At 72.9% G+C, this 26,164-nt stretch carries 20 protein-coding genes and 1 tRNA gene; 11 read left to right on the top strand and 10 right to left on the bottom strand.

Translation table 11 applies throughout. From position 1 onward, the window contains the following. Positions 1-117: 117 nt before the first annotated feature. The 5 genes from J3486_RS13070 to J3486_RS13050 all read left to right on the top strand — a co-directional run bounded on the left by J3486_RS13070 (position 118) and on the right by J3486_RS13050 (position 6,388). Entirely contained in the window at positions 118-1,872 is a 1,755-nt protein-coding gene (locus J3486_RS13070; RefSeq protein ID WP_207820437.1) for a sensor histidine kinase, read from the top strand. Beyond that, positions 1,869-2,507, top strand: a complete 639-nt coding sequence (locus J3486_RS13065; protein ID WP_207820781.1) for a response regulator transcription factor — start codon at positions 1,869-1,871, stop codon at positions 2,505-2,507. The genes J3486_RS13070 and J3486_RS13065 overlap by 4 nt, the downstream gene beginning before the upstream one ends. Positions 2,508-2,808: 301 nt before the next feature. Next, complete coding sequence (locus J3486_RS13060; RefSeq protein ID WP_207820436.1) at positions 2,809-3,996, top strand: acetyl-CoA C-acyltransferase; 1,188 nt, start codon at positions 2,809-2,811, stop codon at positions 3,994-3,996. Positions 3,997-4,028: 32 nt separating this feature from the next. Beyond that, positions 4,029-4,790: a 3-oxoacyl-ACP reductase FabG gene (gene fabG, locus J3486_RS13055; protein ID WP_207820435.1), complete on the top strand. Its 762-nt coding sequence runs from the start codon at positions 4,029-4,031 to the stop codon at positions 4,788-4,790. 83 nt (positions 4,791-4,873) lie between these two features. Next, entirely contained in the window at positions 4,874-6,388 is a 1,515-nt protein-coding gene (locus J3486_RS13050; RefSeq protein WP_207820434.1) for a long-chain fatty acid--CoA ligase, read from the top strand. A 137-nt stretch (positions 6,389-6,525) separates the two neighbouring features. Here J3486_RS13050 and argG read toward each other — a convergent pair whose 3' ends face one another. Together argG and J3486_RS13040 are read right to left on the bottom strand one after the other, a co-directional pair. Beyond that, positions 6,526-7,947, bottom strand: a complete 1,422-nt coding sequence (gene argG / locus J3486_RS13045) for an argininosuccinate synthase (RefSeq protein ID WP_207820433.1) — start codon at positions 7,945-7,947, stop codon at positions 6,526-6,528. A gap of 14 nt (positions 7,948-7,961) precedes the next feature. After that, complete coding sequence (locus tag J3486_RS13040) at positions 7,962-8,771, bottom strand: PIG-L deacetylase family protein (RefSeq protein ID WP_207820432.1); 810 nt, start codon at positions 8,769-8,771, stop codon at positions 7,962-7,964. Positions 8,772-8,911: 140 nt separating this feature from the next. Between J3486_RS13040 and J3486_RS13035 the strand changes: the two genes are divergently transcribed. Next, positions 8,912-9,676 carry a sulfite exporter TauE/SafE family protein gene (locus tag J3486_RS13035; protein WP_374194720.1) on the top strand — a complete coding sequence of 255 codons (765 nt, stop codon included), beginning with the start codon at positions 8,912-8,914 and terminating at the stop codon, positions 9,674-9,676. An 8-nt stretch (positions 9,677-9,684) separates the two neighbouring features. On the opposite strand, the gene J3486_RS13030 is transcribed toward J3486_RS13035, so the two are convergent. Together J3486_RS13030 and J3486_RS13025 are read right to left on the bottom strand one after the other, a co-directional pair. Continuing rightward, complete coding sequence (locus tag J3486_RS13030) at positions 9,685-11,760, bottom strand: MDR family MFS transporter (protein ID WP_374194719.1); 2,076 nt, start codon at positions 11,758-11,760, stop codon at positions 9,685-9,687. 315 nt (positions 11,761-12,075) lie between these two features. Continuing rightward, complete coding sequence (locus J3486_RS13025; protein ID WP_207820430.1) at positions 12,076-12,564, bottom strand: DUF309 domain-containing protein; 489 nt, start codon at positions 12,562-12,564, stop codon at positions 12,076-12,078. Positions 12,565-12,694: 130 nt separating this feature from the next. Here J3486_RS13025 and J3486_RS13020 point away from each other — a divergent pair. Further along, positions 12,695-12,768 (top strand) — tRNA-Pro (locus tag J3486_RS13020). A gap of 454 nt (positions 12,769-13,222) precedes the next feature. Here J3486_RS13020 and J3486_RS13015 read toward each other — a convergent pair. The 3 genes from J3486_RS13015 to J3486_RS13005 are packed head-to-tail and all read right to left on the bottom strand — an operon-like array spanning position 13,223 to position 15,039. After that, positions 13,223-13,381 (bottom strand): hypothetical protein, encoded by a 159-nt coding sequence (locus J3486_RS13015; protein WP_207820429.1) that lies wholly within the window; start codon positions 13,379-13,381, stop codon positions 13,223-13,225. Positions 13,382-13,402: 21 nt separating this feature from the next. Beyond that, complete coding sequence (locus J3486_RS13010; protein WP_207820428.1) at positions 13,403-14,338, bottom strand: pyridoxamine 5'-phosphate oxidase family protein; 936 nt, start codon at positions 14,336-14,338, stop codon at positions 13,403-13,405. Continuing rightward, positions 14,335-15,039, bottom strand: a complete 705-nt coding sequence (locus J3486_RS13005; protein ID WP_307804792.1) for a hemerythrin domain-containing protein — start codon at positions 15,037-15,039, stop codon at positions 14,335-14,337. The genes J3486_RS13010 and J3486_RS13005 overlap by 4 nt, the downstream gene beginning before the upstream one ends. A gap of 174 nt (positions 15,040-15,213) precedes the next feature. Here J3486_RS13005 and J3486_RS13000 point away from each other — a divergent pair, with 174 nt between their 5' ends. Beyond that, complete coding sequence (locus J3486_RS13000; RefSeq protein WP_307804791.1) at positions 15,214-18,558, top strand: BTAD domain-containing putative transcriptional regulator; 3,345 nt, start codon at positions 15,214-15,216, stop codon at positions 18,556-18,558. Between the two features lie 115 nt (positions 18,559-18,673). On the opposite strand, the gene J3486_RS12995 is transcribed toward J3486_RS13000, so the two are convergent. Further along, a complete protein-coding gene (locus tag J3486_RS12995) occupies positions 18,674-19,678 on the bottom strand; it encodes an alpha/beta fold hydrolase (RefSeq protein WP_207820427.1) in 1,005 nt (334 codons plus the stop codon). Positions 19,679-20,336: 658 nt separating this feature from the next. On the opposite strand from J3486_RS12995, the gene J3486_RS12990 reads away from it, so the two are divergent. Both J3486_RS12990 and J3486_RS12985 read left to right on the top strand, forming a co-directional pair. After that, positions 20,337-21,410 carry a cytochrome P450 gene (locus J3486_RS12990; protein WP_207820777.1) on the top strand — a complete coding sequence of 358 codons (1,074 nt, stop codon included), beginning with the start codon at positions 20,337-20,339 and terminating at the stop codon, positions 21,408-21,410. Then, positions 21,373-22,611, top strand: a complete 1,239-nt coding sequence (locus tag J3486_RS12985) for a cytochrome P450 (protein WP_207820426.1) — start codon at positions 21,373-21,375, stop codon at positions 22,609-22,611. The genes J3486_RS12990 and J3486_RS12985 overlap by 38 nt, the downstream gene beginning before the upstream one ends. Positions 22,612-22,948: 337 nt before the next feature. On the opposite strand, the gene J3486_RS12980 is transcribed toward J3486_RS12985, so the two are convergent. Next, on the bottom strand, positions 22,949-23,398 hold the full coding sequence (locus J3486_RS12980; protein WP_207820425.1) for a hemerythrin domain-containing protein: 450 nt from the start codon (positions 23,396-23,398) through the stop codon (positions 22,949-22,951). A 5-nt stretch (positions 23,399-23,403) separates the two neighbouring features. Next, positions 23,404-25,107 (bottom strand): PP2C family protein-serine/threonine phosphatase, encoded by a 1,704-nt coding sequence (locus tag J3486_RS12975; RefSeq protein ID WP_207820424.1) that lies wholly within the window; start codon positions 25,105-25,107, stop codon positions 23,404-23,406. Between the two features lie 160 nt (positions 25,108-25,267). On the opposite strand from J3486_RS12975, the gene J3486_RS12970 reads away from it, so the two are divergent. After that, positions 25,268-26,158 (top strand): aminoglycoside phosphotransferase family protein, encoded by an 891-nt coding sequence (locus J3486_RS12970; protein ID WP_207820423.1) that lies wholly within the window; start codon positions 25,268-25,270, stop codon positions 26,156-26,158. Positions 26,159-26,164: the final 6 nt, after the last annotated feature.

Here is a 26,164-nt window from a genome sequence, read left to right as displayed (position 1 = left end):
ACGTACCCGAAGACCCCCCAGGCGACCCCCGACCCACCCGTGCGCGCACGTACCAGAACGCAAAGCGTGGGCGACCGGTTTACGCTCCGTACCCTCGCATGGCTTACGGTGTGGCGCGTGGACAGTCAGGGTGAGCGCACGCTACGGCTGCGCCTGACCGGGGCCGCGGCCCTCGCCGTCGTATCGGCGGCAGCGGGGTCATGGGCGTACGCCCGCACCGGTGCGTCCGCGTCCGACCTGGTCCGCGATCTCGCCGTCGGCGGCGGTTACGTCGTCGCGGGCATCATGGCCTGGCGGCGCAGGCCCGCCAACAACACCGGCCGGCTGATGACGGCCGAGGGCATCACCTGGTTCTTCGGCAACCTGCAGGGCACGTCCGTGCCGGCCCTGTTCACCTTCGGCGCCTGGTGGGAAGCGCTGAACATGGCGGTGCTGCTGCACCTCGTGCTCTCGTTCCCCGAAGGACGCCTCACCACCGTTCTCACCCGGCGGCTCGTGCAGTGCGGATACGGGCTCGTCGCCGTCGGCGGACTCGTACGCACCCTGATGTTCGACCCCGCGTCCGACACCGGCGCTACCTATCTGGACTGCCGCGACTGCGGGCCGAACCTCTTCTCCGTCCCCGGCTGGCACCGTTACTTCGAGACCTTCGACGTCGTCTACCACGCGGCGGGATGGGTGCTCTCCGCCTTCGCCGCGTACGCGATCGTGCAGCGCTGGCGGCACGCCTCCGCCGCCCGGCGCCGCGCGCTGCTCCCCGCCTGGTTCGGCATCGGCGTCGCCGTCGCCTTCCTGATGTGGGACATGCTGTTCTACGTCGTGCCGTGGTTCGGCGAGGCCGGCTCGCTCGCCGAGCAGGCCGTCTATCTGATGTCGGACCTCGCCCAGGTCGCCGTCCCCTTCGCCTTTCTCGGCGGACTGCTCCGCATGCACCTGCAGCGCGCGGAGGTCAGCGGCCTGGTCATCGACGTCGGCACCGACCCCGACCCGGGCCGGGTGCGCGAGGCCCTCGTCCGGGTCCTCGGCGACGCGACGCTCCGGCTCGGTCTGTGGCGCGAGGAGAAGGCGGCCTACGTCGACGGGTCGGGCCGCGAGGTCGCGGTCGACGGACCCGGACGCACCCCGGTGCGCGCCTCCGACGGCCGGCCGCTCGCCCTGCTCCACCACGACCCGGCCCTCTCCGACGACCCGGAACTCCTCGAATCCGTCGCCGCAGCGCTCCGCCTCGCCCTGGAGAACGTCTGGCTGCGCACCCGCGCCAAGGACGTCGCCACCCGCATCGTCCAGGCCGCCGACGCCGAACGCGGCCGCCTGGAGCGTGACCTGCACGACGGGGCGCAGGCCCGCCTCGTCTTCGCCCTGATGTCGGTACGGCGCGTGCAGCGCGGCCTCGCCGACCACCCCGATGAGACGCTGCGCGAGGCCGCCGACGAGGCCGAGTCGAGCCTGCGCCTGGCCATCGAGGAACTGCGCGGCATCGCCCAGGGCATCCACCCGGCCGTCCTCACCCGCGAAGGGCTCGCGCCGGCCCTGGCCGCCCTCGCGAAGGAGGCCGCCATGCCGGTCGTCGTCGCCGCCGAACCGCGCCGCTACGACCCGCTCGTCGAGTCCACCGCCTACTTCACCGTCTGCGAGGCCCTCACCAACGCGGCCAAGCACGCCAAGGCCCGCGCCGTCAGCGTCTCGGCCCGGCACGAGGGCGGCCGCCTCGTCGTCGAGACCGTCGACGACGGCGTCGGCGGCGTCGACACCGCGCGCGGCACCGGCCTGCGCGGCCTCGCCGACCGGCTCGCCGCCGTCGACGGCGTACTGCACATCGTCAGTCCCGCGGGCGGCGGGACCAGGATCAGGGCGGAGCTCCCGTGCGTGTGATCGTGGCCGAGGACTCGGCACTCCTGCGGCAGGGGATCGTACGGCTCCTCACCGACGAGGGCATCGACGTGGCCGCCGAGTGCGGCGACACCGTGCCGCTGCTCGCGCTCGTCGCCGAGCACAGGCCCGACGCCGTGCTCCTCGACATCCGGATGCCGCCCACGCACACCGACGAGGGCCTGCTCGCCGCGGCCGGGATCCGCCGCGCCCACCCCGGCACGGGCGTGCTGCTGCTGTCCCAGTACGTGGAGACGACCTCGACCGTGCAGGCCCTGGTCGAGCACCCCGAGGGCTTCGGCTATCTGCTCAAGGAACGGGTCGCCGACGCCGACGAGCTGAGCGGCGCCCTCAAGCGGGTCGCGGCGGGGGAGACGGTCCTCGACCCGCTGGTGGTGGCCCGGCTCATCGACGCGCCGCGGCTGCCGGGACCGCTCGACGAACTCACCGGACGCGAACGCGATGTGCTGGCGCTGATGGCCGAGGGCCGCTCGAACGAGGCCATCGCACAGAAGCTGGTCATCGGCGGCAAGACGGTCGAGACGCACGTCAGGAACATCTTCACCAAGCTGCGCCTCGAACCCGACCTGCTCGAACACCGTCGCGTCATGGCCGTGCTCACGTATCTGCGCGGCTGAGTCTCGCCCGCGCGGATCAAGAGGTTCCGGCTGTCCGCTCCGGAGACGACGCCCGTTCCCCCGTTCCCCCGTGGTCCCCCGTGCGTCGTCCGCGGAGCGGTGCCGGACCTCCACAGTAGGCGGGCCGGAAGCGCGGGACATCAGGGCCAGCCCTGAGATGTGGAACCCCACTCACCGCTTTGATCACGTCATGCCCCCTTTTGATCACCGAGGGGCTCTTCCCAGCTGCCGCGGCACAGGTCTATAGTCCAAAACTAGCAGTGCTAATTAATCGTGTTCCGGCTGTTCACTGGAGTTGACCGTGCGCCCCGTTCACTTCGCCGCCGCCCGCCGCACCCCGATCGGAAAGCTGCGCGGCGCGCTGTCCTCCGTACGCCCCGACGACCTCGCGGCGACCGTCGTCAAGGGCCTGATCGCCGACGCGCCCGCCCTCGACCCGGCCCGCGTCGACGACATCTACTGGGGCGCCGCCAACCAGGCCGGCGAGGACAACCGCAACGTCGCACGGATGGCCGCCCTGCTCGCGGGCCTGCCCGAGACCGTGCCCGGCGCCACCGTGAACCGGCTGTGCGCCTCCGGTCTGGAGGCCGTCACCACCGCGGCCCGCGCCATCGCCTCCGGCGAGGCCGACGTCGTGCTCGCCGGCGGCTCCGAGTCGATGAGCCGCGCCCCGTTCGTGCTGCCCCGCCCCGACGAGGCGCTGCCGCACCAGATGCAGACGTACGACACCCGGCTCGGCTGGCGGCTGACCAACCCGAGGATGAAGGAGCTGCACGGCGTCCTCGCGATGGGCGAGACCGCCGAGGAGGTCGCCGACCGGTACGCGATCTCGCGCGAGCGCCAGGACGCGTTCGCGCTCCGCAGCCACCAGAAGGCCGCCGCCGCTCGCAAGGACGGCCTCTTCGACGCCGAGATCCTGCCCGTCACCCGCCGCGACGGCGTGATCGTCGACGCCGACGAGTGCATCCGCCCCGACACCTCCCTGGAGCAGCTCGGCGGCCTCAAGCCCGTGTTCCGCAAGGGCGGTTCGGTGACGGCGGGCAATGCCTCGCCGATGAACGACGGCGCCGCGGGCCTGCTCCTGGTCAGCGAGGAGGCCCTGGAGGAGTTCGGCCTCGTCTCCCTCGGCCGTTACGTCGCCGGCGCCTCGGCGGGCGTCCACCCCGACATCATGGGCATCGGCCCGGTCCCCGCCACGCAGAAGGCCCTGAACCGCGTCGGCTGGTCGATCACCGACATCGAGGAGGCCGAGTTCAACGAGGCGTTCGCCGCCCAGGCGCTCGCCTGCGTCGACGGCCTCGGCATCGACCCCGACCGCGTCAACCCGACTGGCGGCGCCATCGCCCTCGGCCACCCGCTGGGCTGCTCCGGCGCCCGCATCCTCACCACGCTCCTGCACCGGCTGCGCCGCACCGGCGCGGCCCGCGGCCTCGCCACCCTGTGCGTCGGCGTCGGCCAGGGCAGCGCCGTCCTCGTCGAGCGCGCCTGAACCCCGTACGGAAACCGGAGATCGAGTCCACCATGAGCAGCAGATTCACCGGCCGCGTCGCCGTCGTCACCGGAGCCGCCCAGGGCATCGGCGCCGCCACCGCCCAGCGGCTCGCCGACGAGGGCGCGGCCGTCGCCGTCGTCGACCTCACCGCCGAGCGCGCGCAGGCCACCGTCGACGCCATCGAGGCCACGGGCGGCACCGCCCGCGCCTACGGCTGCGACGTCACCGACCAGGACGCCGTCGAGACGACGTTCGCACAGATCAACGACGACCTCGGCGGACTGCACATCCTGGTCAACAACGCGGGCATCACCCGCGACGGCATGTTCTTCAAGATGCCCAGGTCCGACTGGGACGCGGTCATCAACGTCAACCTGAACAGCGTCTACACCTGTTCGCAGGCCGCGCAGAAGTACATGTCGCGGCAGAGGTACGGCAAGATCGTCTCGCTCTCCTCGCGCTCCGCGCTCGGCAACCGCGGCCAGGCGAACTACGCCGCCGCCAAGGCCGGCATCCAGGGCTTCACCGCGACCCTCGCCATCGAGCTCGGCCGCTTCGACATCAACGTCAACGCGGTCGCCCCCGGCTACATCGCCACCGCGATGACCGCCGCCACCGCCGAACGCGTCGGCTCCACCGCCGACGAGCACCAGAAGCTGGCGGCCGAGCGCACCCCGCTCGGCCGCGTCGGCCGGCCCGAGGACATCGCGTCGGTCGTCGCCTTCCTCGCCAGCGACGACGCCTCCTACGTCAGCGGCCAGACGCTGTACGTCAACGGAGGCGCCCGCTGAGGACGTTCACCCACCCGGTTCACGGTCTTCGACCTGGTCCACCGCAGTACCAGCAGTCAGCACGGAACGGAGCACCACCCGCCATGGCAACCCTGTCCCTCGCCGCGATCCTCGCCGAGAACGCCCGCCGACGGCCGACCAAGACCGGTCTCGTCGAGGGTGAACTCCGGCTCACCTTCGAGGAGTTGTGGCTCCAGGCCCGCCAGCAGGCCGCGGCCCTCACCGGCCTCGGCGTCCGCCCGGGGGACAGGGTCGCCCTGATGGCGCCGAACACCGCCGAGTTCCCGCGCGCCTACTACGCGGCGCTCGCGGCCGGCGCGGCCGTCGTCCCCGTCCACCTGCTCCTGTCGGCCGAAGAGGTCCAGCACGTCCTCAAGGACAGCGGCGCGACGCTGCTGCTGTGCCACCCCGCGCAGGCCGCGGTCGGCGCGGCCGCCGCGGCGGCGACCGGCGTCCGCATGGTCCTCCTCGGCGCGGGCGGCGAACTGGAGCAACTCACCGCCGCCGCCGAGCCGTTGGCGTCCTACGTCACCCGCGAGGCCGACGACCCGGCCGTCATCTTCTACACGAGCGGCACGACCGGCGTCCCCAAGGGCGCCGAGCTCAGCCACTTCAACCTCGTCATGAACGCCACCGTCTCCGCCTTCGACGCACACGACGTCCACCAGGACGACATCGCGCTCGGCGCGCTGCCGCTCTTCCACGCGTTCGGCCAGACCGTGTCGATGAACGCGACCTGGCGCGCGGGCGCCACGCTGGTCCTCCTCCCGCGCTTCGACGCGTCCCGCGCGATCGAGCTGATGGTCGCGGAGAACGTGAACACGTTCCACGGCGTCCCGACGATGTACGTGAACCTGCTCGCCGCCGCCCCGGACGCCGCGAAGCTCCCGGACCTGACGATCTGCATCTCCGGCGGTGCCTCGCTGCCCGTCGTCGTCCTGGAAGGCTTCGAGAAGGCCTTCGGCGCCACGATCTACGAGGGCTACGGCCTCTCCGAGACGTCCCCGGCCGCCGCCGCCAACCAGCCGGTCTTCGGCGCCCGCCCCGGCACCATCGGCCAGCCCCTGTGGGGCGTGGACGTGGAGATCGCGCGCCCCGAGATCGAGGACCGTGTCGAACTGCTCCCCGAGGGCGAACTCGGCGAGGTTGTCGTCCGCGGCCACTGCGTCTTCACCGGCTACCTGGGCCGCCCCGAGGCCACGGCCGAGGCCCTCGTCGACGGCTGGTTCCGCACCGGCGACCTCGGCACCAAGGACGAGGACGGCTATCTGCGCATCGTCGACCGCAAGAAGGACATCATCATCCGCGGCGGCTACAACGTGTACCCGCGCGAGGTCGAAGAGGTCCTCATGCGCCACCCCGGCATCGGCCAGGTCGCTGTCATCGGCCTCCCGGACGACATCCACGGCGAGGAGGTCTGCGCCGTGATCATCCCCAAGCCGGACACCGCTCTCGACGCGGCCGAGATCACCGAGTGGTCCAAGAACCACCTCGGCAAGCACAAGTACCCCCGCCGCATCGAACTCACGGACCAGCTCCCCCTGGGCCCGAGCATGAAGATCCTCAAGCGAGAACTCCGCGCGACGTACGCGCGTTGAGGGGCGCGGGGAACCGCGCGCGATCACGAACGACCCGCAGTCGCGAAGCCCGCAGAAGTCCCCCGGCCCATAGCCGCACAGAGGACCGGGGCCGGCACCTCCCAGTGCCGGCCCCGGTCCTCTTCGCGAAACCGACGTCAGTCCGTTCCGAACTCCATCGCGGCCCGGTCCAGCGCCTCGTCCTCGTCGACCTCGCCGCGGGACGCGATCGCCTGGGCGCCGCCCTCCGGCATGGCCCCGATCAGCCCGGCGGCCGTGGCCTGCGAGCCGCCCAGCAGGCCGAGGCCCGCGTACTGCTCCAGCTTCGCGCGGGAGTCGGCGATGTCCAGGTTCCGCATGGTCAGCTGACCGATCCGGTCGACCGGGCCGAACGCCGAGTCCTCGGTGCGCTCCATGGAGAGCTTGTCCGGGTGGTACGAGAACGACGGGCCCGTGGTGTCGAGGACCGAGTAGTCCTCCCCGCGCCGCAGCCGCAGCGTGACCTCACCGGTGATCGCCGCGCCGACCCAGCGCTGCAGCGACTCACGCACCATCAGCGCCTGCGGGTCCAGCCAGCGGCCCTCGTACATGAGCCGGCCGAGCCGACGGCCCTCGTTGTGGTACTGGGCGAGGGTGTCCTCGTTGTGGATCGCGTTCACGAGGCGCTCGTACGCCGCGTGCAGCAGCGCCATGCCCGGGGCCTCGTAGATGCCACGGCTCTTGGCCTCGATGATCCGGTTCTCGATCTGGTCGGACATGCCGAGCCCGTGGCGGCCACCGATCGCGTTGGCCTCCATCACCAGGTCGACGGCGGAGCCGAACTCCTTGCCGTTGATGGTGACCGGGCGGCCCTGCTCGAAGCCGATGGTGACGTCCTCGGTGGGGATCTCCACCGACGGGTCCCAGAACTTCACGCCCATGATCGGCTCGACCGTCTCCAGCGAGACGTTCAGGTGCTCCAGGGTCTTCGCCTCGTGCGTGGCACCCCAGATGTTGGCGTCCGTGGAGTACGCCTTCTCGGCGGAGTCCCGGTAGGGCAGGCCGTGCGCGACCAGCCACTCGGACATCTCCTGCCGGCCGCCCAGCTCGGTGACGAAGTCGGCGTCGAGCCACGGCTTGTAGATCCGCAGGTTCGGGTTCGCGAGCAGGCCGTAGCGGTAGAACCGCTCGATGTCGTTGCCCTTGTACGTCGAGCCGTCGCCCCAGATCTGGACGTTGTCCTCGAGCATCGCCTTGACCAGCATGGTGCCGGTGACGGCGCGGCCCAGCGGCGTCGTGTTGAAGTACGCGCGGCCGCCCGAGCGGATGTGGAACGCGCCGCAGGTCAGCGCGGCCAGGCCCTCCTCGACCAGCGCCGCGCGGCAGTCGACCAGACGGGCGATCTCGGCGCCGTAGGCCTGGGCGCGGCCGGGCACCGAGTCGATGTCGGGCTCGTCGTACTGGCCGATGTTCGCGGTGTAGGTGCACGGGACAGCGCCCTTGTCGCGCATCCACGCGACCGCGACGGACGTGTCGAGGCCGCCCGAGAAGGCGATGCCGACGCGCTCGCCGGCGGGAAGGGAAGTGAGGACCTTGGACATAGGAAGATTATGCATCACCTCTCATGGTTATGCAAAGCCCCTGGAAGTCCTGAAGGAAAGCTTCCGCGAAGGGGCCCTGGCGGAGCGAGATCGCGACGGACGTACCACTCCGTCGACAGCAGCCGTGCCCGCTCCCGGGGCGGGAGCGCCGCCACCCGGCCCGGCAGGGCGCCGCGGCGCACCTCGGTCCTGTGGGCCATGATCGCGGCGGTCTTCCGGTCCAGCCACGGGGTGACGTCGACGGCCGCGCCGACCCATTCGTCCGGGACGCTGTACATCGTCCGGCCGGGCCGCATCAGGGACCGGCCCAGCTCGCGCGCCGCCGAGTCGGGGTGCGTCGCCAGGCAGAGGGCGCCCGGACGCCACGGATCACCGGCCCCGGGGTGGAGCGGCGCGAGCCCGGCGGCCTCCGCCGCGAGCAGCGTCACCCGGTGGGTGTGGACGTGGTCGGGGTGGCCGGTCAGCCCGCCGTACGCGTCGTGCGTGACGACGACGTCCGGCCGGAACTCCCTGATGTGCGCGACGAGTCGGCCCACCGCCTCGTCCAACGGGGCGTGCTGGAAGGGGAGTTGACCCGGCGCCGAGTGCGGCGCCCCGCCGTCGGCGTAGCCGAGCATCCGCGGCTCGCCCGCGCCCAGGATCCCCAGCGCCTCGGCCAGCTCCCCGGCCCGCGCGCTGTCCCGCGCCCAGGTCGCCGTCACGACCGCCGTGCGCGCCCCCGCCGCCGCATGCCGGGCCAGCAGCCCGCCCGCCGACAGCGACTCGTCGTCGGGGTGGGCGAAGACCGCGAGGACGCTCGCGGTGGGATCGGGGGCGGCGGACATGTCCGGGGAGCCTTCCGGTGCGGGGCGTGGTTCTTCGGGAGACAGATGTAGTGCGAAAGTGTCCGCGCAGGCGCGGCGCGCGGCAACCGCGGCACCCTCCTGCGCCCCGACGCACCCCGATACACGCGGAGATGGACCACATGCACGAGATATTCGGCGTCACCCCGTGGGGCTTCACCGCGCTGGCCGCCGCGGCCCTGCTGGTGGGCTTCTCCAAGACCGCCGTCAGCGGGGCCAACACCGTCAGCCTCGCCATCTTCGCCGCGATCCTGCCTGCCCGCGCCTCCACCGGGGTGCTGCTGCCCATCCTGATCTGCGGCGACATCCTCGCCGTGCTCACCTACCGGCGCCACGCCCACTGGCCGACCCTGTGGCGGCTGTTCCCGGCCGTCGCCGGGGGAGTGGTGATCGGCACCGTCTTTCTGGCCTTCGCCGACGACGCCGTCGTCCGTACGTCCCTCGGCGCCATCCTGCTCCTGATGGCGGGCGTCACGATCTGGCGGCGCAGGAGGACCGAGGCGCCCGAGGCCGAGGAGACGGCCACCCGCACGGCCCGGGTCAAGGCCGGTTCGTACGGGGTGCTCGGCGGATTCACCACGATGGTCGCCAACGCGGGCGGCCCCGTGATGTCGATGTATCTGCTCTCCGCCGGGTTCAAGAAGCTGGGCTTCCTCGGCACCTCCGCTTGGTTCTTCCTCATCGTGAACTCCGCGAAGCTGCCCTTCAGCGCGGGCCTCGGCCTCATCGACGGCCGCTCGCTCCTGCTGGACGCCGCGCTCGCCGTGTTCGTCGTGCCGGGCGCGTTCATCGGCAAGGCGGCCGTGAACCGGATCAACCAGAAACTCTTCGAGCAACTGGTCATCGCCGCAACGGTCGTCGGCGGCCTGCAGCTGCTGCTGCGCTGAACGACAGGTCAGGAAGCCGCGGACGCCGGCTCGGGGGAGGGCTGGTGCGGCAGCCCCTGCGCGAGGTCCTCGACCAGCAGCCGCTTCGCGATCGAGTCGACCGCGGCCCGCAGTTCGTTCCCGGGCGGCCGGCCGAGATCCGCCTCGACCTGCTTGCTCAGCCAGTCGCCCCAGGCCCGGTTGAGGACGTCCGCCTCGCGCCGGCCCGCCGCCGTGTGCGAGAAGTACGAGCCCGTACGCGTCAGATAGCCCTCGTCGACCATCCGCTGGAACACCGGCACCAGCACCTCCGGCGGCACCCTGCGCCGCGCAGCGATCATGCCGAGCGAGGCGTGCCCGACCATCCGCGTGAAGAACTCCACCTGCATCACGGCCCAGGAACCGGCCATGTCCAGACGGCTGTCGGAGGAGTTCAGGATCATCCGAGCGGTCTCCAGGTTCGACTTCTTCACGAGATTGCCCACCGCCCGCTCCAGGAGCAGCGCCGAGTCACCGCCCGACGGCTGCGCGAAACCCTCACCCATGTCCGTCGAACCCGCGCGCGCGGTGTCGCGCAACTGCACCTGCTTGAGGAAGAGCGCCACCACGAAGCCGATCAGCGCCACCGGCACCGTCCACAGGAACACCGTGTGCAGCGAGTCCGCGTACGCCTGCGCGATGGGCTCGCGCGCCGCCGCCGGCAGCGAGTGCAGCCCCTCCGGGCTCTGCGCGGCCTTGGCGAGCGTCGCCGGATCGATCCCGGTGCCGGCCCGCGCCGCCTCCTCGACGCCCTGCGTCAGGTTCGGCTTCAGGGAGTTGGCGTAGATCGTGCCGAACACGGCGGTCCCGAAGGAACTGCCGAGGGTACGGAAGAACGTCACACCGGAGGTGGCGGTGCCCAGGTCCGCGTACTCGACGGTGTTCTGCACCGCGATGGTGAGCACCTGCATGCACAGGCCGATACCGAGGCCGAGCACGAACATGTACAGCGACTCCAGCCAGGCCCCGGAATCCGTCCCCATCAGGGACAGCAGATACAGCCCGACGCCCATCACCAGCGAGCCGACGATCGGAAAGATCCGGTACTTGCCCGTCTTGCTGACCACGTTGCCGGAGAAGATCGACGCGATCAGCAGACCGATCACCATCGGCAGCGTGCGGACACCGGAGATCGTGGCCGAGTCCCCGTCCACGTACTGCAGGAACGTCGGCAGGAACGTCATCGCGCCCAGCATCGCGAAGCCCACGATGAAGCTGAGGATCGAGCACACCGTGAAGACCGGGTTCGAGAAGAGCCGCATCGGCAGCATCGGCTCGGCCGCCCGGGTCTCCACCCAGCAGAACAGGGCGAGCGCGATGATGCCGCCCGCGAACAGGCCGATGATGACACCGGAGCCCCACGCGTACTCGTTGCCGCCCCAACTCGTCGCCAGGATCAGGGCGGAGGCGCCGACCGCGACCAGCCCGATGCCGAGATAGTCGATGATCGGCTTCGTCGCCGACTTCACCACCGGGATGGTGCGGGCGGCGGCGATGACCACCAGGATCGCGATCGGCACATTGACGTAGAACGCCCAGCGCCACGTCAGATGGTCCGTGAACAGGCCGCCGAGCAGCGGGCCGATGACCGTCGAGACGCCGAAGACCGCGCCGATCGCCCCCTGGTACTTGCCGCGTTCGCGCAGTGGGATGACGTCGGCGATGAGCGCCATCGCCGTGACCATCAGACCGCCCGCGCCGATGCCCTGCATCGCCCGCCAGGCGATGAGCAGCGACATGTTCGTGGCGAGCCCGCACAGGAACGACCCCGTGATGAAGATGATCGCCGACAGCTGGAAGACGACCTTCCGGCCGAACAGGTCACCGAACTTGCCGACCAGCGCCGTGGCGACCGTCTCCGCCAGCAGATATGAGGTGACCACCCACGACATGTGCGCCGCGCCGCCCAGGTCCGACACGATCGTCGGCAGCGCCGTGCCCACGATCGTCTGGTCCAGGGCCGCGAGCAGCATGCCGAGCATGATCGTCCCGAAGACGACGTTCCGGCGGCGCTTGTCGAGTACCGGTGGGGCCGGGGCGACGGCTTCAGCCGTGGTGGTGGTCACCCTCGCAGGGTCACACCAGGCATGGGAACGCGCATGCGGGTGGGGTCCGGACCGGTGACGCCGGGGCCTGTCTTCCCGCTCCCTCCCGCCGCGCGACGCCTGGCAGGCTCCGTCACCCTCGCATCAGGCTTCGCCGGGCTCGGGCGGGAGGCACCCCCTTCGCCGCACCGGGCGTCAGGCCGAGTACATCCCGGCCATCGACACTGCCTCGCACCCGGCACCCCCCGGCCTCCGGCCGGGGGAACCCCTGAGAGCACGCACCGGACGCCGCGCGGCCCGCCCTCCGGGCGGACGGAGGGAGAGGGAAGACCGTCCCTAGCGCAGCCTGGGCGCGCAGGACGCGGCGTCCACCGGCGACGGCTCCGCCTCCACCCGGTCCGCCAGGCCCCTGGCCCACGCCACGATGCCCGCGCCGTCCAGGCCCGCCGGGGCCGGGCCCGTCCAGCCGGCCAGCGCGTCCGCGCCCCGGCGCAGCAGCCGCGCCCCGCCCGTCGCGTTGCCGCGCGCCGCGTGGGTGAGGCCCACCGCCAGCTGGGCCAGGCCGCGCCACAACTCCCGCTCCTCGTCCGGGCCCGACTTCCAGGCGTCCTCGAACACCTCGTGGGCGTGGAACGGCCGCCCCGCGTCGAGCAGGGCCTGGGCCTGCGCGACGCTCTCCTGCGGGGTGCGCACGACGCCCTCCGGCTGCCGGGCGACCCCCGGGGAGCCGTAGGGCAGCGGTCGCCCCAGGCCGTCGCGGGGGCGGGCGTTGCGCGCCCGTCCCTGCTCGTCGCGGTCCCTTCCGGTGCTGCGCTCGGTACTCATGCTCCCGATTCTCGCCCGGCGCGCGGTGCGGTCGCCGAACCTGTTTCAAACCACCCGTGAGCTTGGGGTATTGTTCTTCCTGTCGCCGCCGGAAGAGCCCAGCGAAAAAGGGCCGGAAGGCAGTCGACATCGGGACGTGGCGCAGCTTGGTAGCGCACTTGACTGGGGGTCAAGGGGTCGCAGGTTCAAATCCTGTCGTCCCGACTGTTCGAACTATCGAACGTCGCAGATGAGGGACCGTTCTTGAACGGTCCCTTTTTTGTGTTCGGGGGTGGCTGGGGGCGGCGTTGCTCCCCTGTCGGGGGGCTGGGGATCCAGCGGACGTCGCGTCAGCATGGAGCCCGCTTCTGCTCCCGGCGACGGGCTCGTTCGTGGCGCGTCGCAGATACGCGCGGATTCCGGGGGTGTCGCTCCCGGCGGCGCCGTCCTGGTGGCCGTGGACGAACGCGCTCAGGGTCCCGGACGGCACGATCTGGGGTACGGATGTCGGCCTCGCGGGCGATGGCGTCCGTGTCCGAGTCCGACTGGCGATCATGAGCGGCGACTTGATCAAGGCCAACTTCCTTTCCCTGCCGGAACACCAGACCCGGAAGGCCTGCGGCCATACGTTCAGCGTGCGACAGCTGGGACTCGTCCCGCCGCACCTGCCCGGGCCGGCTCAGTGGTGCGGGGAACGCAGCACCGAGCGGGTCCGCTCCCGTCCCGGGCGCGCCCAGCCGGAGCGGCGGCACGCCCACCGGTCCGCCAGGACCGCGGCCGACACCGCGACGATTCCGATGACTGCCACGACCGCGACGACGGTCAGGTCACTCAGCACAGCACCTGCCCCCTTCCCTGGTCAGTTCCGTTCCGGTCGGCCCGCGGACGCTGCGACCTCGCGGAAGCGGTCCCACTGCACCCGGGGGCGCGGCAGCTCCCGGCGGCGCAGGTAGCGGTCGGTGGCCCGCCGTGTGCTGCGCAGGACCCGCAGCGCGTCGCTCGGCCGTCCGGCGCCCATCGGTTCCAGGACCCTGTCCGGGACGAGCAGCCAGCCGTCGTCGGAGCGGTCGAGGACGCCGCGGACGAGCGTGTTGCGCATGCGGTTGAGCCGGTCGTCGTGACGGTGCACCAGCAGCGAGGCAGGCCCCGGCACCACCGCGTGGTCCGCCGGCGGGCACACCGTGAAACCGCCGTCCGCGGGCGCCGTCCCGGTCCGGGCCAGGACCGGCGCCCCGGACGCGTCGCGCGCGGCGAGGACCGCGGTGGCGTGGGCGGCGAGCCGCTCGGCCCCGAGGGGCTGTGGGACGGACGTGCTCCGCGGCGGCAGCGGCGGTAGCGGCGGCGTCTCGGCGGGGCGCACGAGCACCTGTTCGGGCGCGACGGTGATGACGAGCCGCAGGTAGTACCAGTCCATCAGCCGCCTCATGGGGCGCGCGAGGTAGGACCTGCTGTGCGGCTGCCGCTCGAAGAGCATCCGCCAGTACGACTCCAGGCCCTGCGGGCCCGTCCTGATCTCGTCGGGGCACGTGGCCCGGCCGCGGACGAAGATCTGCGGGCCGTCGGCGAGCCCGCTGCCGGTGGGGTCGGAGAAGAGGAGCGCGACCCGGCCGTCGCGGCGCACGTTCAGGGCCTTCTGCGCGAACGCGAGGGACGTCGTCAGCACCAGCGTCCCGTCCGTGCGCCGCTGCGCCGCCGTCGGCCAGGCCAGCGGTGTGCCGTCCCGGCCCAGTGTGACGAACTCGCAGGTGCGGTAGGCGTCGAGGACCTCCAGCGGGGCGGCGCGGAGAGCGGTCATCGGGCCGCCTCCCCGACGCCCACGAGCAGGGAGCGCCGGAACGCCGCGTACTGCCGACGCCCCACGAGCTGCCACACCAGGCGCCCCAACAGCGGGGCCCGGCCCAGGAAGTAGGCGCGCTCCTGTGGTGTGGCCTCCTCCAGGATGGCGCCGAGGGCCAGCATCACCTTGTCCTTCGGCAGCGGGTCCAGGCCCCGGCGGCCGATCTCGTCCCACTCGGCGACGGTCAGATGCTCGGCGACCAGCGGCAGGATCAGGCGCTCCTCGTCGTCGAGGTGCTCCTCCAGCGCGGCCCGGTGCTCGTCGAGTGCCTCGGCGAGTGCCTCCCCAGTGGCGCTGTCGGCCGAGCGCTGCCAGCGCGGAGCCCGTTCACCGACAGTGGCCAGGGTGCGGTCGATGCGCTCGTGCTGCTCCTCCATGCGAGCCGTCAGTTCCTTGTCGGCGCTGTCGGCGGAACGCTCCCGCAGGCGCGGCCAGATCAACTCGTCCTCAAGGGTGTGGTGGTGATGGAGTCCGCCCACGTAGTCGGTCAGATACGCCACGACCTCGCCGGCCCGCCGCGTGCCGCCGTGCGGCACGGCACGGACCAGGCGCGGCAGCAGCGCCGACTCGCGCCGGAAGACGCGGTGCACCACGACCATCTCGTGGGTGTAGGGACGGTCGTCGGCGGGCGGACCGGACGCTGTGCTGTTGGGGGTCACGCTCGTGTCCTCACAAGACTCGGTCGGTCAGGAACGCCCAGGCTGCGGTCTGCCACTTGGCGTCGGCTTGGCGTCCCTCTCGGCGCCCCTCGTTGCGTCGCGGCGAGCACGAAGGGCCGGGCGTTTAGCGGCTGTTGAGCAGATGCGTAGATCCTTCGGCTACATTCCGATGGCGTGCTGCGCATCAGAGTGCTGGGGCCCTTGGGCGCCGACGTGTCGGGGACGCCGCTGCGCCTCGGTACGCCGCGGCAGCGGGCGGTGCTCGCGCTGCTGCTCGCGGCCCGGGGCGCGACGGTGTCCGTGGACCGGCTCGCGGACGAGCTGTGGCGCGGGACGCCGCCGTCCAAGGCCACCGTCTCCCTCCAGGCGTACGTGTCGAACCTGCGCCGTCTGCTCGAACCGCGGCGCCCGCCCCGCGCCCCCGCGTCCCTCCTGGTCTCCGCGCCGCCCGGGTACGCCCTGCGGCTGCCCGAGGACGCCGTGGACGCCTGGCGGTTCGAGACCCGGGTACGGCGCGCCCGGCACCTGCCCGCCGCGCAGGCGCGCCGCACGCTGGACGAGGCGCTGGGCTGGTGGCAGGGGCCCGCGTTCCAGGAGTACGCGGACGAGACCTGGGCGGAGCCCGAAGCGGCCCGGCTCGACGCACTGCGCGCCGAGGCCCGCGAACTCGCCGTCGCCGCTGATCTGCGTACCGGACATGTCGCGGACGCCGCGTCGGCGGCCGAGGCCATGGTGCGCGACGCCCCGCTGCGGGAGGAGGGCTGGCGGCTGCTCGCGCTCGCCCACTGGGCCGCGGGCCGGCGCGGGGACGCCCTGGACGCGCTGGGCCGCGCCCGGTCCGTGTTCCGCGACGAACTGGACGGCGATCCGGGTCCCGCACTGGCCGAGCTCGAACGAGCCGTCCGCGCCCAGCGCCTCGCCGTGCTGCGCACCGCCGTACCGCAGCCGCCGATCACCGCGACCGCGCCGGTCGGGCCGCCCGGTGACGAGCGTGACCTGTTCGTCGGCAGGGGCGAGGAACTCGCGGCCCTGGACGCCGTCGCGCGGGCGGCACGTCGCACGGGCGGCACGGCCCTGGTGGCCGGGGAGCCGGGCGCGGGCAAGAGCGCGCTGCTGCGCCGGTTCGCCGACCGGCTGCGCGGCCAGGGCTGGACGGTGGTCGTCGGCCGCTGCCCGCAGGACGAGGGCGCCCCTTCGGCCTGGGCCTGGGTGGAGGCGCTCGGCGCCCTGGCCCGTGAGGTGCCGCCGGCCCGCCCGCAGGAGCTGGCCGCCCTGCTGCACGAACCGGAGAGCGCCCCCGTCGCGACGACGCGCGACGAGGCGACCGCGGGCCGCTTCCGGCTGCACCGCGCCTTCGCCGACTGGCTCCGGGACGCGGCCGCCGGACGCCCGGTCGCCGTCCTCGTCGACGATCTGCACCGGGCCGACGGACCGACCCTGGCGCTGCTGGAGGCGGCGGCCGCGATCACCGGCGTACCGCTGCTGACCCTCGCCGGTTACCGCCCGGCCGAAGCGGGCGAACCGCTCGCCACCACGCTCGCCCGGCTCGCCGCGAGGCTGCCGCACCGGGTCGTCCTCGGCGGCCTGTCGCGGCAGGACGTCGCCGCCGTGGCCGACACCGTCTGCGGCGCGCCGGTGGACGAGGACACGGTGGCCGCGCTCGCCGAGCGCACCGGCGGCAATCCGTTCTACGTGTGGGAGAGCGCCCGCCTGCTCGCCAAGGAGGGCGCGCTGGTGGCTGTCTCGGAGGTCCCGCAAGGGGTGCGGGACGTGCTGCGCAGACGCCTCGCGCTGCTGACCGAGCCCGCGCGCGTGGCGCTGCGGCTCGCGGCGGTCGCGGGCGTGGAGAGCGATGTCGCGCTTCTGGTGGACGCCGCCGACACGGACGAGGAGAGCGTGCTCGCGGGCCTGGACGCCGCCGTCGCCGCGGACCTGCTGACCGAGCCCGGCCCCGGACGCGTCCGCTTCGTGCACGCGCTCGTCCGCGACACCGTGTACACGGACCTGTCAGGCATCCGCAGGGCCCGCCTGCACGACCGGATCGCGCAAGAACTGCGCCGCCACCGCCCCGACGGCCTGGCCGCGCTCGCCCACCACTTCGCCCGCTCGGGCCGCACCGCGAACGCCGCGCAGGCCGTCGACTACGGGCTGCGCGCCGCCGAACGGGCCGAACGCCGCTACGCCCATGACGTCGCCGTCGGTCTCATCGAACAGGCTCTGGACGCGCACGTCACGGCGACCGACGACCCCGAGGCGCACCCCGACGCCACGGTCGCGCTGCTGGTACGGCTGCTCGGCGCGCAGATGCGGGCCGGTGCCACGGACGCGGCCCGGCGCACCCGGCAGCGTGCCGTAGCGCTCGCCGTGCGGGCGGGCCGCGACGACCTGGCCGCCCGGGTCTACGGCGCCTGGACCGAGCCCTCACCCTGGCGCAGCCGCCTGGAGGGCTTCGTCGACCGCGGCGCACTGGCCCACCTGGAGCGGCTCGCGGACGACGACACGCTGGGCGGTCCGACGCGGGCACGGGTGCTGCAGGTACTGGCGGACGCGGTGGCGGGCGAGGACGCCCCACGCGCGCGTGCGGCGGCGCGGGACCAGCTGGCACTCGCCCGCGCCGACGGCGAACCGCGCCTGCTGGCCTCGGCCTTGATGACCTCGGCCCGGCTGCTGCCGCACGAGGCGCAGGGCACGGCCCGTACCGGGCTGGTCGCCGAACTGCGCGAACTGGCCCTGGCCCACGACATGCCGGCCCACCGCTGGGTGTGCGAGCACCTCGACGGCCTGACCGCGGCGACCGAGAACGACCCGGAGGCGGTCCGCCGGCACACCGACGCGGGCCTCGCCCTCGCCCACCGCTACCGGATGCGCTGGGCGAGGGGCATCAACACCGCCACGTACGCCATGCTGGCCGCGGTCGCCGGGCGCTTCGAGGAGGCGGAGGAACGGTACGCGGCGGCGGACGGGCTGTTCCAGCGGGTCGGCGCGCACCACGCCACGGGCCCGCGCACGCTCGGCCTGTGGACCATCCGGTTCACCCAGGGCCGGGAGGCGGAGATCGAGCGGACGGTCCGCGAGGTGCACGCGGCGGTCGGCGCCCCCGTCGCCGTGGCCCACGCCCTGGTCCTGGCCCGGCTGGGCCGCCTCGACCAGGCCCGAGCGGTGTCCTTCCCGCCCCGGCCGGTCACGGACCACCTCTACGGCATCGAACTCGACTACCGCTGCGAACTCGCCGTCCGCTTCGGCGACACGGACACCGCGGCCGCGCTGATCGGCCATCTGCGCCCGCTGCGCGAGCAGTTCGCGGGCACGGCGGGTGGTGCGTACGCCACCCGCCCCCTCGCGCACGCCCTCGCGGACGCGTACCGGCTCGTCGGCGAGGACCGGGCCGCGGCCGACACGTACGCGCTGGCCGAGCGGGTCGCCGCAGCCTGGGGCTCACCGCACCATGTGACCGCCGCGCGCCGCGCCGCCGCCCGGCAGGCGCGGAACCACGCGCGCAGGCGGACGTTCGGGGCGTGACGACGGTCGACACGTCAGGCGATGGTGCACCTGCGCCCGCGACGTCACGGTGTGCGCGCCACTGACGCCGACGTCCCACCCGGAACGGCAGCCGTCACCGACACCCTGACCCTTCTCACGTCGCGCTGCGTTCGCTGGCCTCGTGGTACTCGCGTGCCATGTCACGCTTCTCCTGCGGGCCTCCTGCGCGCAGCAGTTCACGCCACTGCTCGATGCTCCAGTCGCCGGGCGTGGTGGTGGCGATGAAGTCCTCCAGGACCCGGATGAACCGTGCGGGATCGGCGTGGTGCGGGAAGTGCCCGGCGCCGGAGAAGATCTCCAGCCGGCTGCCGGGCATCGCCCGGTGGGCGATGTGGGCGTGCGCCACCGGCAGCACGCTGTCGCGGTCGCCCCACACGAGGAGCGTGGGTATGCCCTGGGTCAGATAGCAGCGGTCCAGCATGGTGACCACTTGTCCGCGCCAGTCCACGACGGCCCGCAGCGTCCGCGTGAAGGCGGCGCGGGAGCTCTGGTCCGGCAGGGCGTCGACCACGTCGACGAGGTCGGCCGCGTCCACGCCGAGCCCGGTGTCCAGGAGCTGGAGGGCGCGGATGAACGCGCGGATCTGCCAGTGCGCGCCGGGCACCTTCAGCAGACCGAGCGCGAGCCCTGCGCCGGGCAGCGTCGCGGCCCGCAGGACGGGGGTGACCTGGCGTCCGACCCCGCCGGTCGAGACGAGGACGAGCCGGTCCACGCGCTCGGGGAACTGGTACGCGAACTGCATGGCGACCCCGCCACCGAGCGAGTGCCCGACGAGCGTGACGCGTTCGATGTCGAGTACACCGAGGAGGTCGCGGAGCCCGTTCGCGTAAGCGGCGACCGAGTAGTCGGCGCGGGGCTTCGCGGAATCGCCGTGCCCGAGCAGGTCAGGTGCGAGGACGGTGTGCCGGCGCGCGAGAGCCGCGATGCAGTCCTCCCAGTGCGCGGAGGTGGCCCCGACGCCGTGGATGAGCAGTACGGCGGGTCCTTCGCCGGCGATCCGGTAGGCGCGGCGGTAGCCGTGGACGGTGGAAAAGGTGAGCGTGCTGCCCCCTTGCGGCGCCCATGCGGCCGGGGTGCGGATCGGAACGATGTGCGCCAACTCCGTTCTCCTCGTGAGCGGTTGCCCGCAGGCGCGTCCGGGATCCCGTGGTCCGGGATGCGTAGGCCGAGTGTATGAAGCACAGTGCGGCGCGGGGTTTCGTACGGGTTGCGGCTGGATTCCGTTCCCCTGGTGGCCTGGTGGCCTGGTGGCCTCGTGGCCTCGTGGCCTGGTGGCGTGGCGACGTGCCGTGCTTCGCGGGCGACGCCCACGACGGCGCGGGCGGCCCGGATGGCCAGATCTTTCCAGTCGATCATGACTGAATTCCCACTGGCGATTGCCAGGTGGCCCAGGTATTGGATTTCCGGAATCCTTCACCCCGGCCATAGGAAATACCGCAATGGAAAAGACTGACCAAGGCGACATGGGCCCCATTGACAACGGGCGTCGTCTACGGCTTCACTTCGGAAAGGGCATGCGTGCCGGCCCTGTTCACCATCATCCGAACACGAAGGAGGGGGGAATATTCATGTCGAAGTTCCTCACCGCTCTGCGGTCCGCCAAAAAGAACCAGCCGAGTCTCAAGAAGAGCGCCTGGTATTTCTGGTACTAAACCGGTAGTGCCAGCACCGGGCCCGAACCCGGCCGAGCCTCATGACCGACTGGCCCCGCCGAGTTCGGGCCCTCTGCCATTCTCCGGAGAAATTCTGTGCCCGTCATTTCCCGCTCGATTTATCGCGCGCGACGTACGACCGTATTCGCCCCGCGCCTCCAGGCACTCATCGACGACCATCTCGGGAAGGACCTCGTCAGGCTGGAACCCGACACGATAGGTGTCGCGGGCGCGGAACTCTCCGACCGCATTCTCGCCGCCCGGAAAGCCACCGAGACCGAGCGGCCGACATTCAAACCGCTGCACGGGCGGTCCATCGCCAAGGCCGAGGCGTCGTCCGTGATCCGGACCATCGGCAAGGACGTGCGCCAGGCGCTGGAGCAGCCGCTGCCGACGGGTGCACGGGGTGCGGATCTCTCGGGGCCGTGGCCTCTCACCGGGCACCTCTTCCTGCGCGACCTCGTCCTGCGTGACGATCCGTACCGGCTGCGCATCCTGATGTCCCGCAAGCTGGAGATCGACCCCCGGCTGACGTGGTCGACGATCGTCGCGGGCGCCGCCCTGCCGTTCCGTCCCGAGCCCGGCCCGCATCTGACACACATCGGCAACCTGTTCGCCGAAGCACGCGGCTACCACGACCGCCGCTACGCGATGGGCATGTACCGGCGCGCGGCCGCGCCCGTCTGCTTCACCGTCTCCACGCTCGTCGCCAACGCCCTCTGGCTCGGCTCGCCCTTCGACGAGGAGACCTCGAACCGGAACATCCTGTATGAGGCGATGCGGCTGCTCCCGCCGTCCTGGAACCTGCTGCGCAACCGCAGCCCCGAGTATCCGGCGATCGATCCCCGGATCGGGCCCGGCGACGACATCCTCATGCTGCCGCTGCTCACCCACCGCGACCCCGCCCTGTGGGAGGCCCCGGACGAGTTCCGCCCCGAGCGGTGGGACACCCTCGACCCGGACAGCACGCCCGGGTACATGCCGTTCGGGCACGTCAGTGAGCGCTGCTGGGGACGCCACATGGTGCTGCCACTGGCGGAGCTGCTCCTGGACCGCGTCCGGCGGGACGGCCTCGTCGTGGCACCCGGGCAGCGGACCGCCGAGGTGCCGCTCGTCGGGCTCCTGGGAGTGCGGACCGTCCATGTCGGGCACCGCGACCGCGTACGCCATGCCCGCTGACGGCGGCACCGTCCTCGGTGAGGGCTGGCAGGACCGGGTGCACGACCTCTACCGCGAGGTGCGCGAGGACGGCGGGATCCGTCACGTCCGCTATCCGGGCGGCGCACCGGTCGAGGGCTGGGTGGTGACCGGCTACGCCGAGGCGAAGGCGCTGCTCGCCGACCCGCGGCTGTCGAAGAATCAGGCGGTGCAGCGGCTCGGGCGGCGGACCGGGGCCGACCAGGGGCCGGGCAGCGGCCTGTTCTCGCACATGCTCAACGCGGATCCACCGGACCACACCCGGCTGCGGCGGCTCGTCCAGCAGGCGTTCACCGCGCGCCGCACCGCGGTCCTGCGCCCCTCGATCGAGCGGCATGTCGACCGGCTCCTCGACGCCCTCGACGCAGGGACCGAGGCGGAACTGATCGCCGACTTCGCGCTGCCGCTGCCGCTGCCGGTCGCGGTCGTCTTCGATCTCTTCGGGGCCTCGGACGCGGACCACGAGAAGTTGCGGGTACGGGGCAACACCTTCGACGGCGGGCCGGGCGACGGGGAGGTCTCCGTCCTCACCGCCGAGAGCATGCACGCCTACCTGCGCGCACTGATGGCCCTCAAACGCGAACAGCCCGACGACGGCCTGCTGTCGGCGCTGCTCACGGCCCGGGAGGACGACCGGCTGACCGAGGACGAGATCACCTCGATGGCGTTCCTGCTGGTGATCGCCGGCCACCAGACCACCGTCAACCTGATCGCCAACGCCCTCCACTCCCTCCTCACCCACCCCGCCGAACTCGCCGCACTGCGCGCCGACCCGTCGCTGGTGCGCGGCGCGGTCGAAGAGGCGCTGCGTTACGAATCGCCGTCCGGACTGGCGTCGCTCCGGTACGCCACCGAGCCGGTCAGGATCGGTGAAGTGACCGTGCAGGAGGGTGAGTTCGTACACATATCGCTGCTCGGCGCGGACCGCGACCCCGCGGTGTTCCCCGACCCGGACCGGTTCGACATCCGGCGCGCCGACGTGTCGCGGCACCTCGCGTTCGGCCACGGCATCCATCACTGCCTCGGCGCCTCGCTGGCCCGCCTCCAGGCGGAGATCGCGCTCGCCCGGATCGTGGAGCGCTTCCCCGGCCTCCGCCCGCACGAGCAGCACGAGGCCCGCTGGCAGCCGAACCCCCGCCACCGGGGACTGCTCAGCCTGCCCGTGCACCTGCGGCGGAACTGACCACGGTCCTGTCGGACCGGTCTCGCGGCCTGGCACCGTCGATGTCACCCCATCCCACGACAAGTGGACCCGAGCCAGGCGTACTCTCGTACGCTGCATGACGCCTGGACGCCGCCCGAGGTCGCCCTGCAGTCGGAGGGCAGCGGACGGAGGACAGCAGTCGGAGGGCAGCGGACGGAGGACAGCAGTCGGAGGGCAGCGGACGGAGGACAGCTATCGCCTGCGGCGTCCAAGCCTGCGCCCGTTACTGCACCCCCGGCCCTGCCGATCCCCGCCGCCGCGGGCGTGACGGCACGGGGGCGTCCCGGTCGTCTCCCGGGCTCCGGCGCGCGGGAGTTCAGGGATGCGCCCCGCGCCACGCCGCCATCGACGCGTCCCACTCGTCGCCCGAGAGCGCGGTCAGCGACGCGGGGAACAGGCCGTCCTCCTCCTTGGCGATGTGCCGGTGCAGCTCGTGGACCGCCTCGGTGAACGTGGCGACGTCGGTGCGGGACGTGAGGTCCAACGCCGGTAGCAGCGCGGCGAGTCCGCGGTGCTCGGACTCCAGGGCCGCGATGTAGTCCGCGTACTCCGGGTCCTCGCTCATCACCCGGAACAGGCCGTCCTCCTCGCCCTTCCAGTGCGCCGCGAGGTCCACGGCCATCCGGTCCACGAGGGCGCGCGCCGCCGCCGGATCGCCGCGGTCCAGGGCGCGCAGCGCGTCGCCCGCCGTGTCCGTGACCCGCTCGTGCTCGGCGATGAACTCCTTGATGAGGGGGATGTCGCGGCAACCGCAGTAGTGGCACATGCGGGTCAGTCTCCCCCCGCGTGGCCGGTCACCGCGGCATGGCCGCGCCGCAGCGCCAGCAGGCACGAGTCGTCCTCGTGCGGCACGGGCAGCAGCTCCGCGCTGACCCGGTCCACCAGCTGCTGCGGCGAGAGTTCCGCGTATCGCTCGGCCGCGCTCAGCAGCGCCGCGAGGCCCTCGGATATGTCCTGGTCGCGCCGCTCCACCAGGCCGTCCGTGCACATCAGGACCGTGTCGCCCTCGCGCAGCGCCAGCTCGGATGCCGTGTACGTCACGTCGGGCAGCACCCCGAGCATCAGCCCCCTGTGCTCGTCCAGCAGGTGGGCCCTGCCGTCGCGCAGCAGGACCGGCGGGAGGTGCCCCGCGCGCACCCAGCGCAGCAGCTCGCGGTCCGGGTGGTACCGGCTGACGATCGCGGTGGCGGTGCCGTCCATGCCCTCGTCGCAGGTGATCAGGTTCAGCCAGGCGGTCAGCTCCTCGACGGGCCGGCCCGTGTGGGCGAGCCCGGCGAGGCCGCCGCGCAGGGACGCCATCCGGGCCACCGCGTCGAGGCCGTGGCCCGCCGCGTCGCCGAGCGCGTACAGGACCCGGCCGTCGGGCAGCGGTTGCACGTTGTACCAGTCGCCGCCGATCGACGGACGGGTCTCGGCGGGCCGGTACGCGACCGCCGACGTCACGCCCTGAACCGTGATCTCCGGCGGGTGCGAGGGCAGCACCGCCTCCCGCAGCCGGGCCGCGACCCGGGCCTCCGCGTCCGCCTGCTGCCCGCTCCGCTCGGCGGCGTCCACCGCCGCGTTCAGCTGCACCCGGCGCAGATACGACTTCGACACGTCCCGTACGAGGGCCTGGACGCCCCACACCGGGCCGCGCACCCCCCGTTGCGGCTCCAGGGCGAAGCGCAGGTGACGCACGTGACCGGTGAGGCGCAGCCGGAGGTCCTGTTCGACGGGCAGCCCGGACATCACGTGCTCCAGGGCCACCCGGAACGCGGTGCGGTCCTGCGGCACCAGACAGCGGGACAGCTCACCGAGGGTGAGCGGCGCGGAACCGGGGCCCCGGTCGAAGATCACGTACAGGCCGGGTGACCAGTCGCAGTGCCCGGAGGCCAGTTCCCACTCGCCCCAGCCGATGAGGCCCTGCTCCTGGACGCGGTCGCTGATCAGCTCGTGGCGGCGGGCCGTGTCGTCGAAGGTCACCACGACATGGCCGCGGTAGCGCGTCGCCGTGATCCGCAGCCGCCGGTGCAGGGGCGCGCCGTCGGCCATCAGCGTGGCGTCCCAGTCCCGGCCGGTCAGCGGCTCGCCGCTGACCAGGACCTGCCGCATCGCGGGGAAAAGACCGGACGCCACCGCCGTCGGCTGGGTCACGGTCAGGCGCTGGCCGAGCCCCGGCGCCGAGCGCGGGGCCAGCACCCGGGCCGCGGTGTTCGCCGCCACGTCCACGAAGTCCACGATCCGCCCCGCCGGGTCCGTGAGCGGGCCGAACACCACCGTCGGCTCGGCCGCCGCGTCCGCCACCGCCTGCGCCCAGTCCGGTGGGTCCACCGGCAGCTCGGGCGCGCTCACGGCGGCCGCGCGCGCCGCGTCGCCGCCCAGGAGCTGGAAGGAGTGCCGCAGCGCCTGCCCGGCCTGCCGGGCCAGAAGGGCGTCGATCGCGGTGAGCTCCGGCGGGTCGGGCGCCTGCGGTGGCTCGGGGGCCGCGTGGGCCATGGCGGGATCCTTCGGGAGTCCGTGGGGCTCGTCCCTCCAGTGGACCCCGCGCGGTGGCCGGGCGCACACCGGCGCGGCGCCCCACGGGAAAACCGCGTGCCCGGCGCGGGGCCGCTCGGTATCGTCGCCCGCCGGATCACCGGCCTCCCGGAAGGCGACGATGACGTCCCCGCGCAAGCTGCACGACGACGAACCCGACATCGACCAGGCGCTCGTCGAGGCGCTGCTCGCCGACCGTTTCCCCGACCGGGCCGGGCTGCCCGTGCGCCACGTCGCCTCCGACGGCACCTCGAACATGCTCTTCCGGCTCGGCGACGACCTGGTCGTCCGGATGCCGCGCACCCCGGGCGCCGCCGCCGATGTGGCGGGGGAGCAGCACTGGATGCGGCGGCTCGGCCCGGAGCTGCCCGTCCCCGTCCCGACGCCGGTCGGCGAGGGCGCGCCCGGGCACGGTTATCCCTGGCCGTGGGCGGTCTACCGGTGGATCCCCGGCACCCTCCCCGCCGTCGGTGCCGAGAGCCAGCCCGAGGCCTTCGCGCGGGACGTGGCAGGGTTCGTACGGGCCCTGCGCCGCGTCGACACCACCGGCGCCCCGGCGGCCGACCGCGGCAAGCCGCTCGCACCGCGCGACGCCTCGACCCGCAACGCCGTGGCACGGCTCGGCGACGTCCTCGACCCGAAAGCGGCGATCGCCCTGTGGGAGGCCGCCCTGGCCGCGCCCGGCTGGGCCGGCCCCGACGTCTGGGTGCACGGCGACCTGGAGCCGGGCAATCTCCTCGTCGACCCGGACACCGGCCGCCTGGCCGCCGTCCTCGACTTCGCCTGCATGGGCGTCGGCGACCCCGCGGTGGACCTGATCGTCGCCTGGTACGTCCTCGACGACCGGCTGCGCGACACCTTCCGCGAGGCCGTCGGCTGCGACGAGGCGACCTGGACGCGCGGCCGCGGCTGGGCGCTCACCATCGCCGTGCACGAACTCGACTACTACCGCGACCGCAACGCCTTCATGTACGAGACAGCCGCCCGCGTCGTGGGGCGGCTGCTCGGCTGACCGGCC

It is taken from the genome of Streptomyces sp. VRA16 Mangrove soil (genome assembly GCF_017377775.1).
Classification (GTDB): Bacteria; Actinomycetota; Actinomycetes; order Streptomycetales; family Streptomycetaceae; genus Streptomyces.
This window is presented reverse-complemented; position numbering and strand designations above follow the sequence as displayed.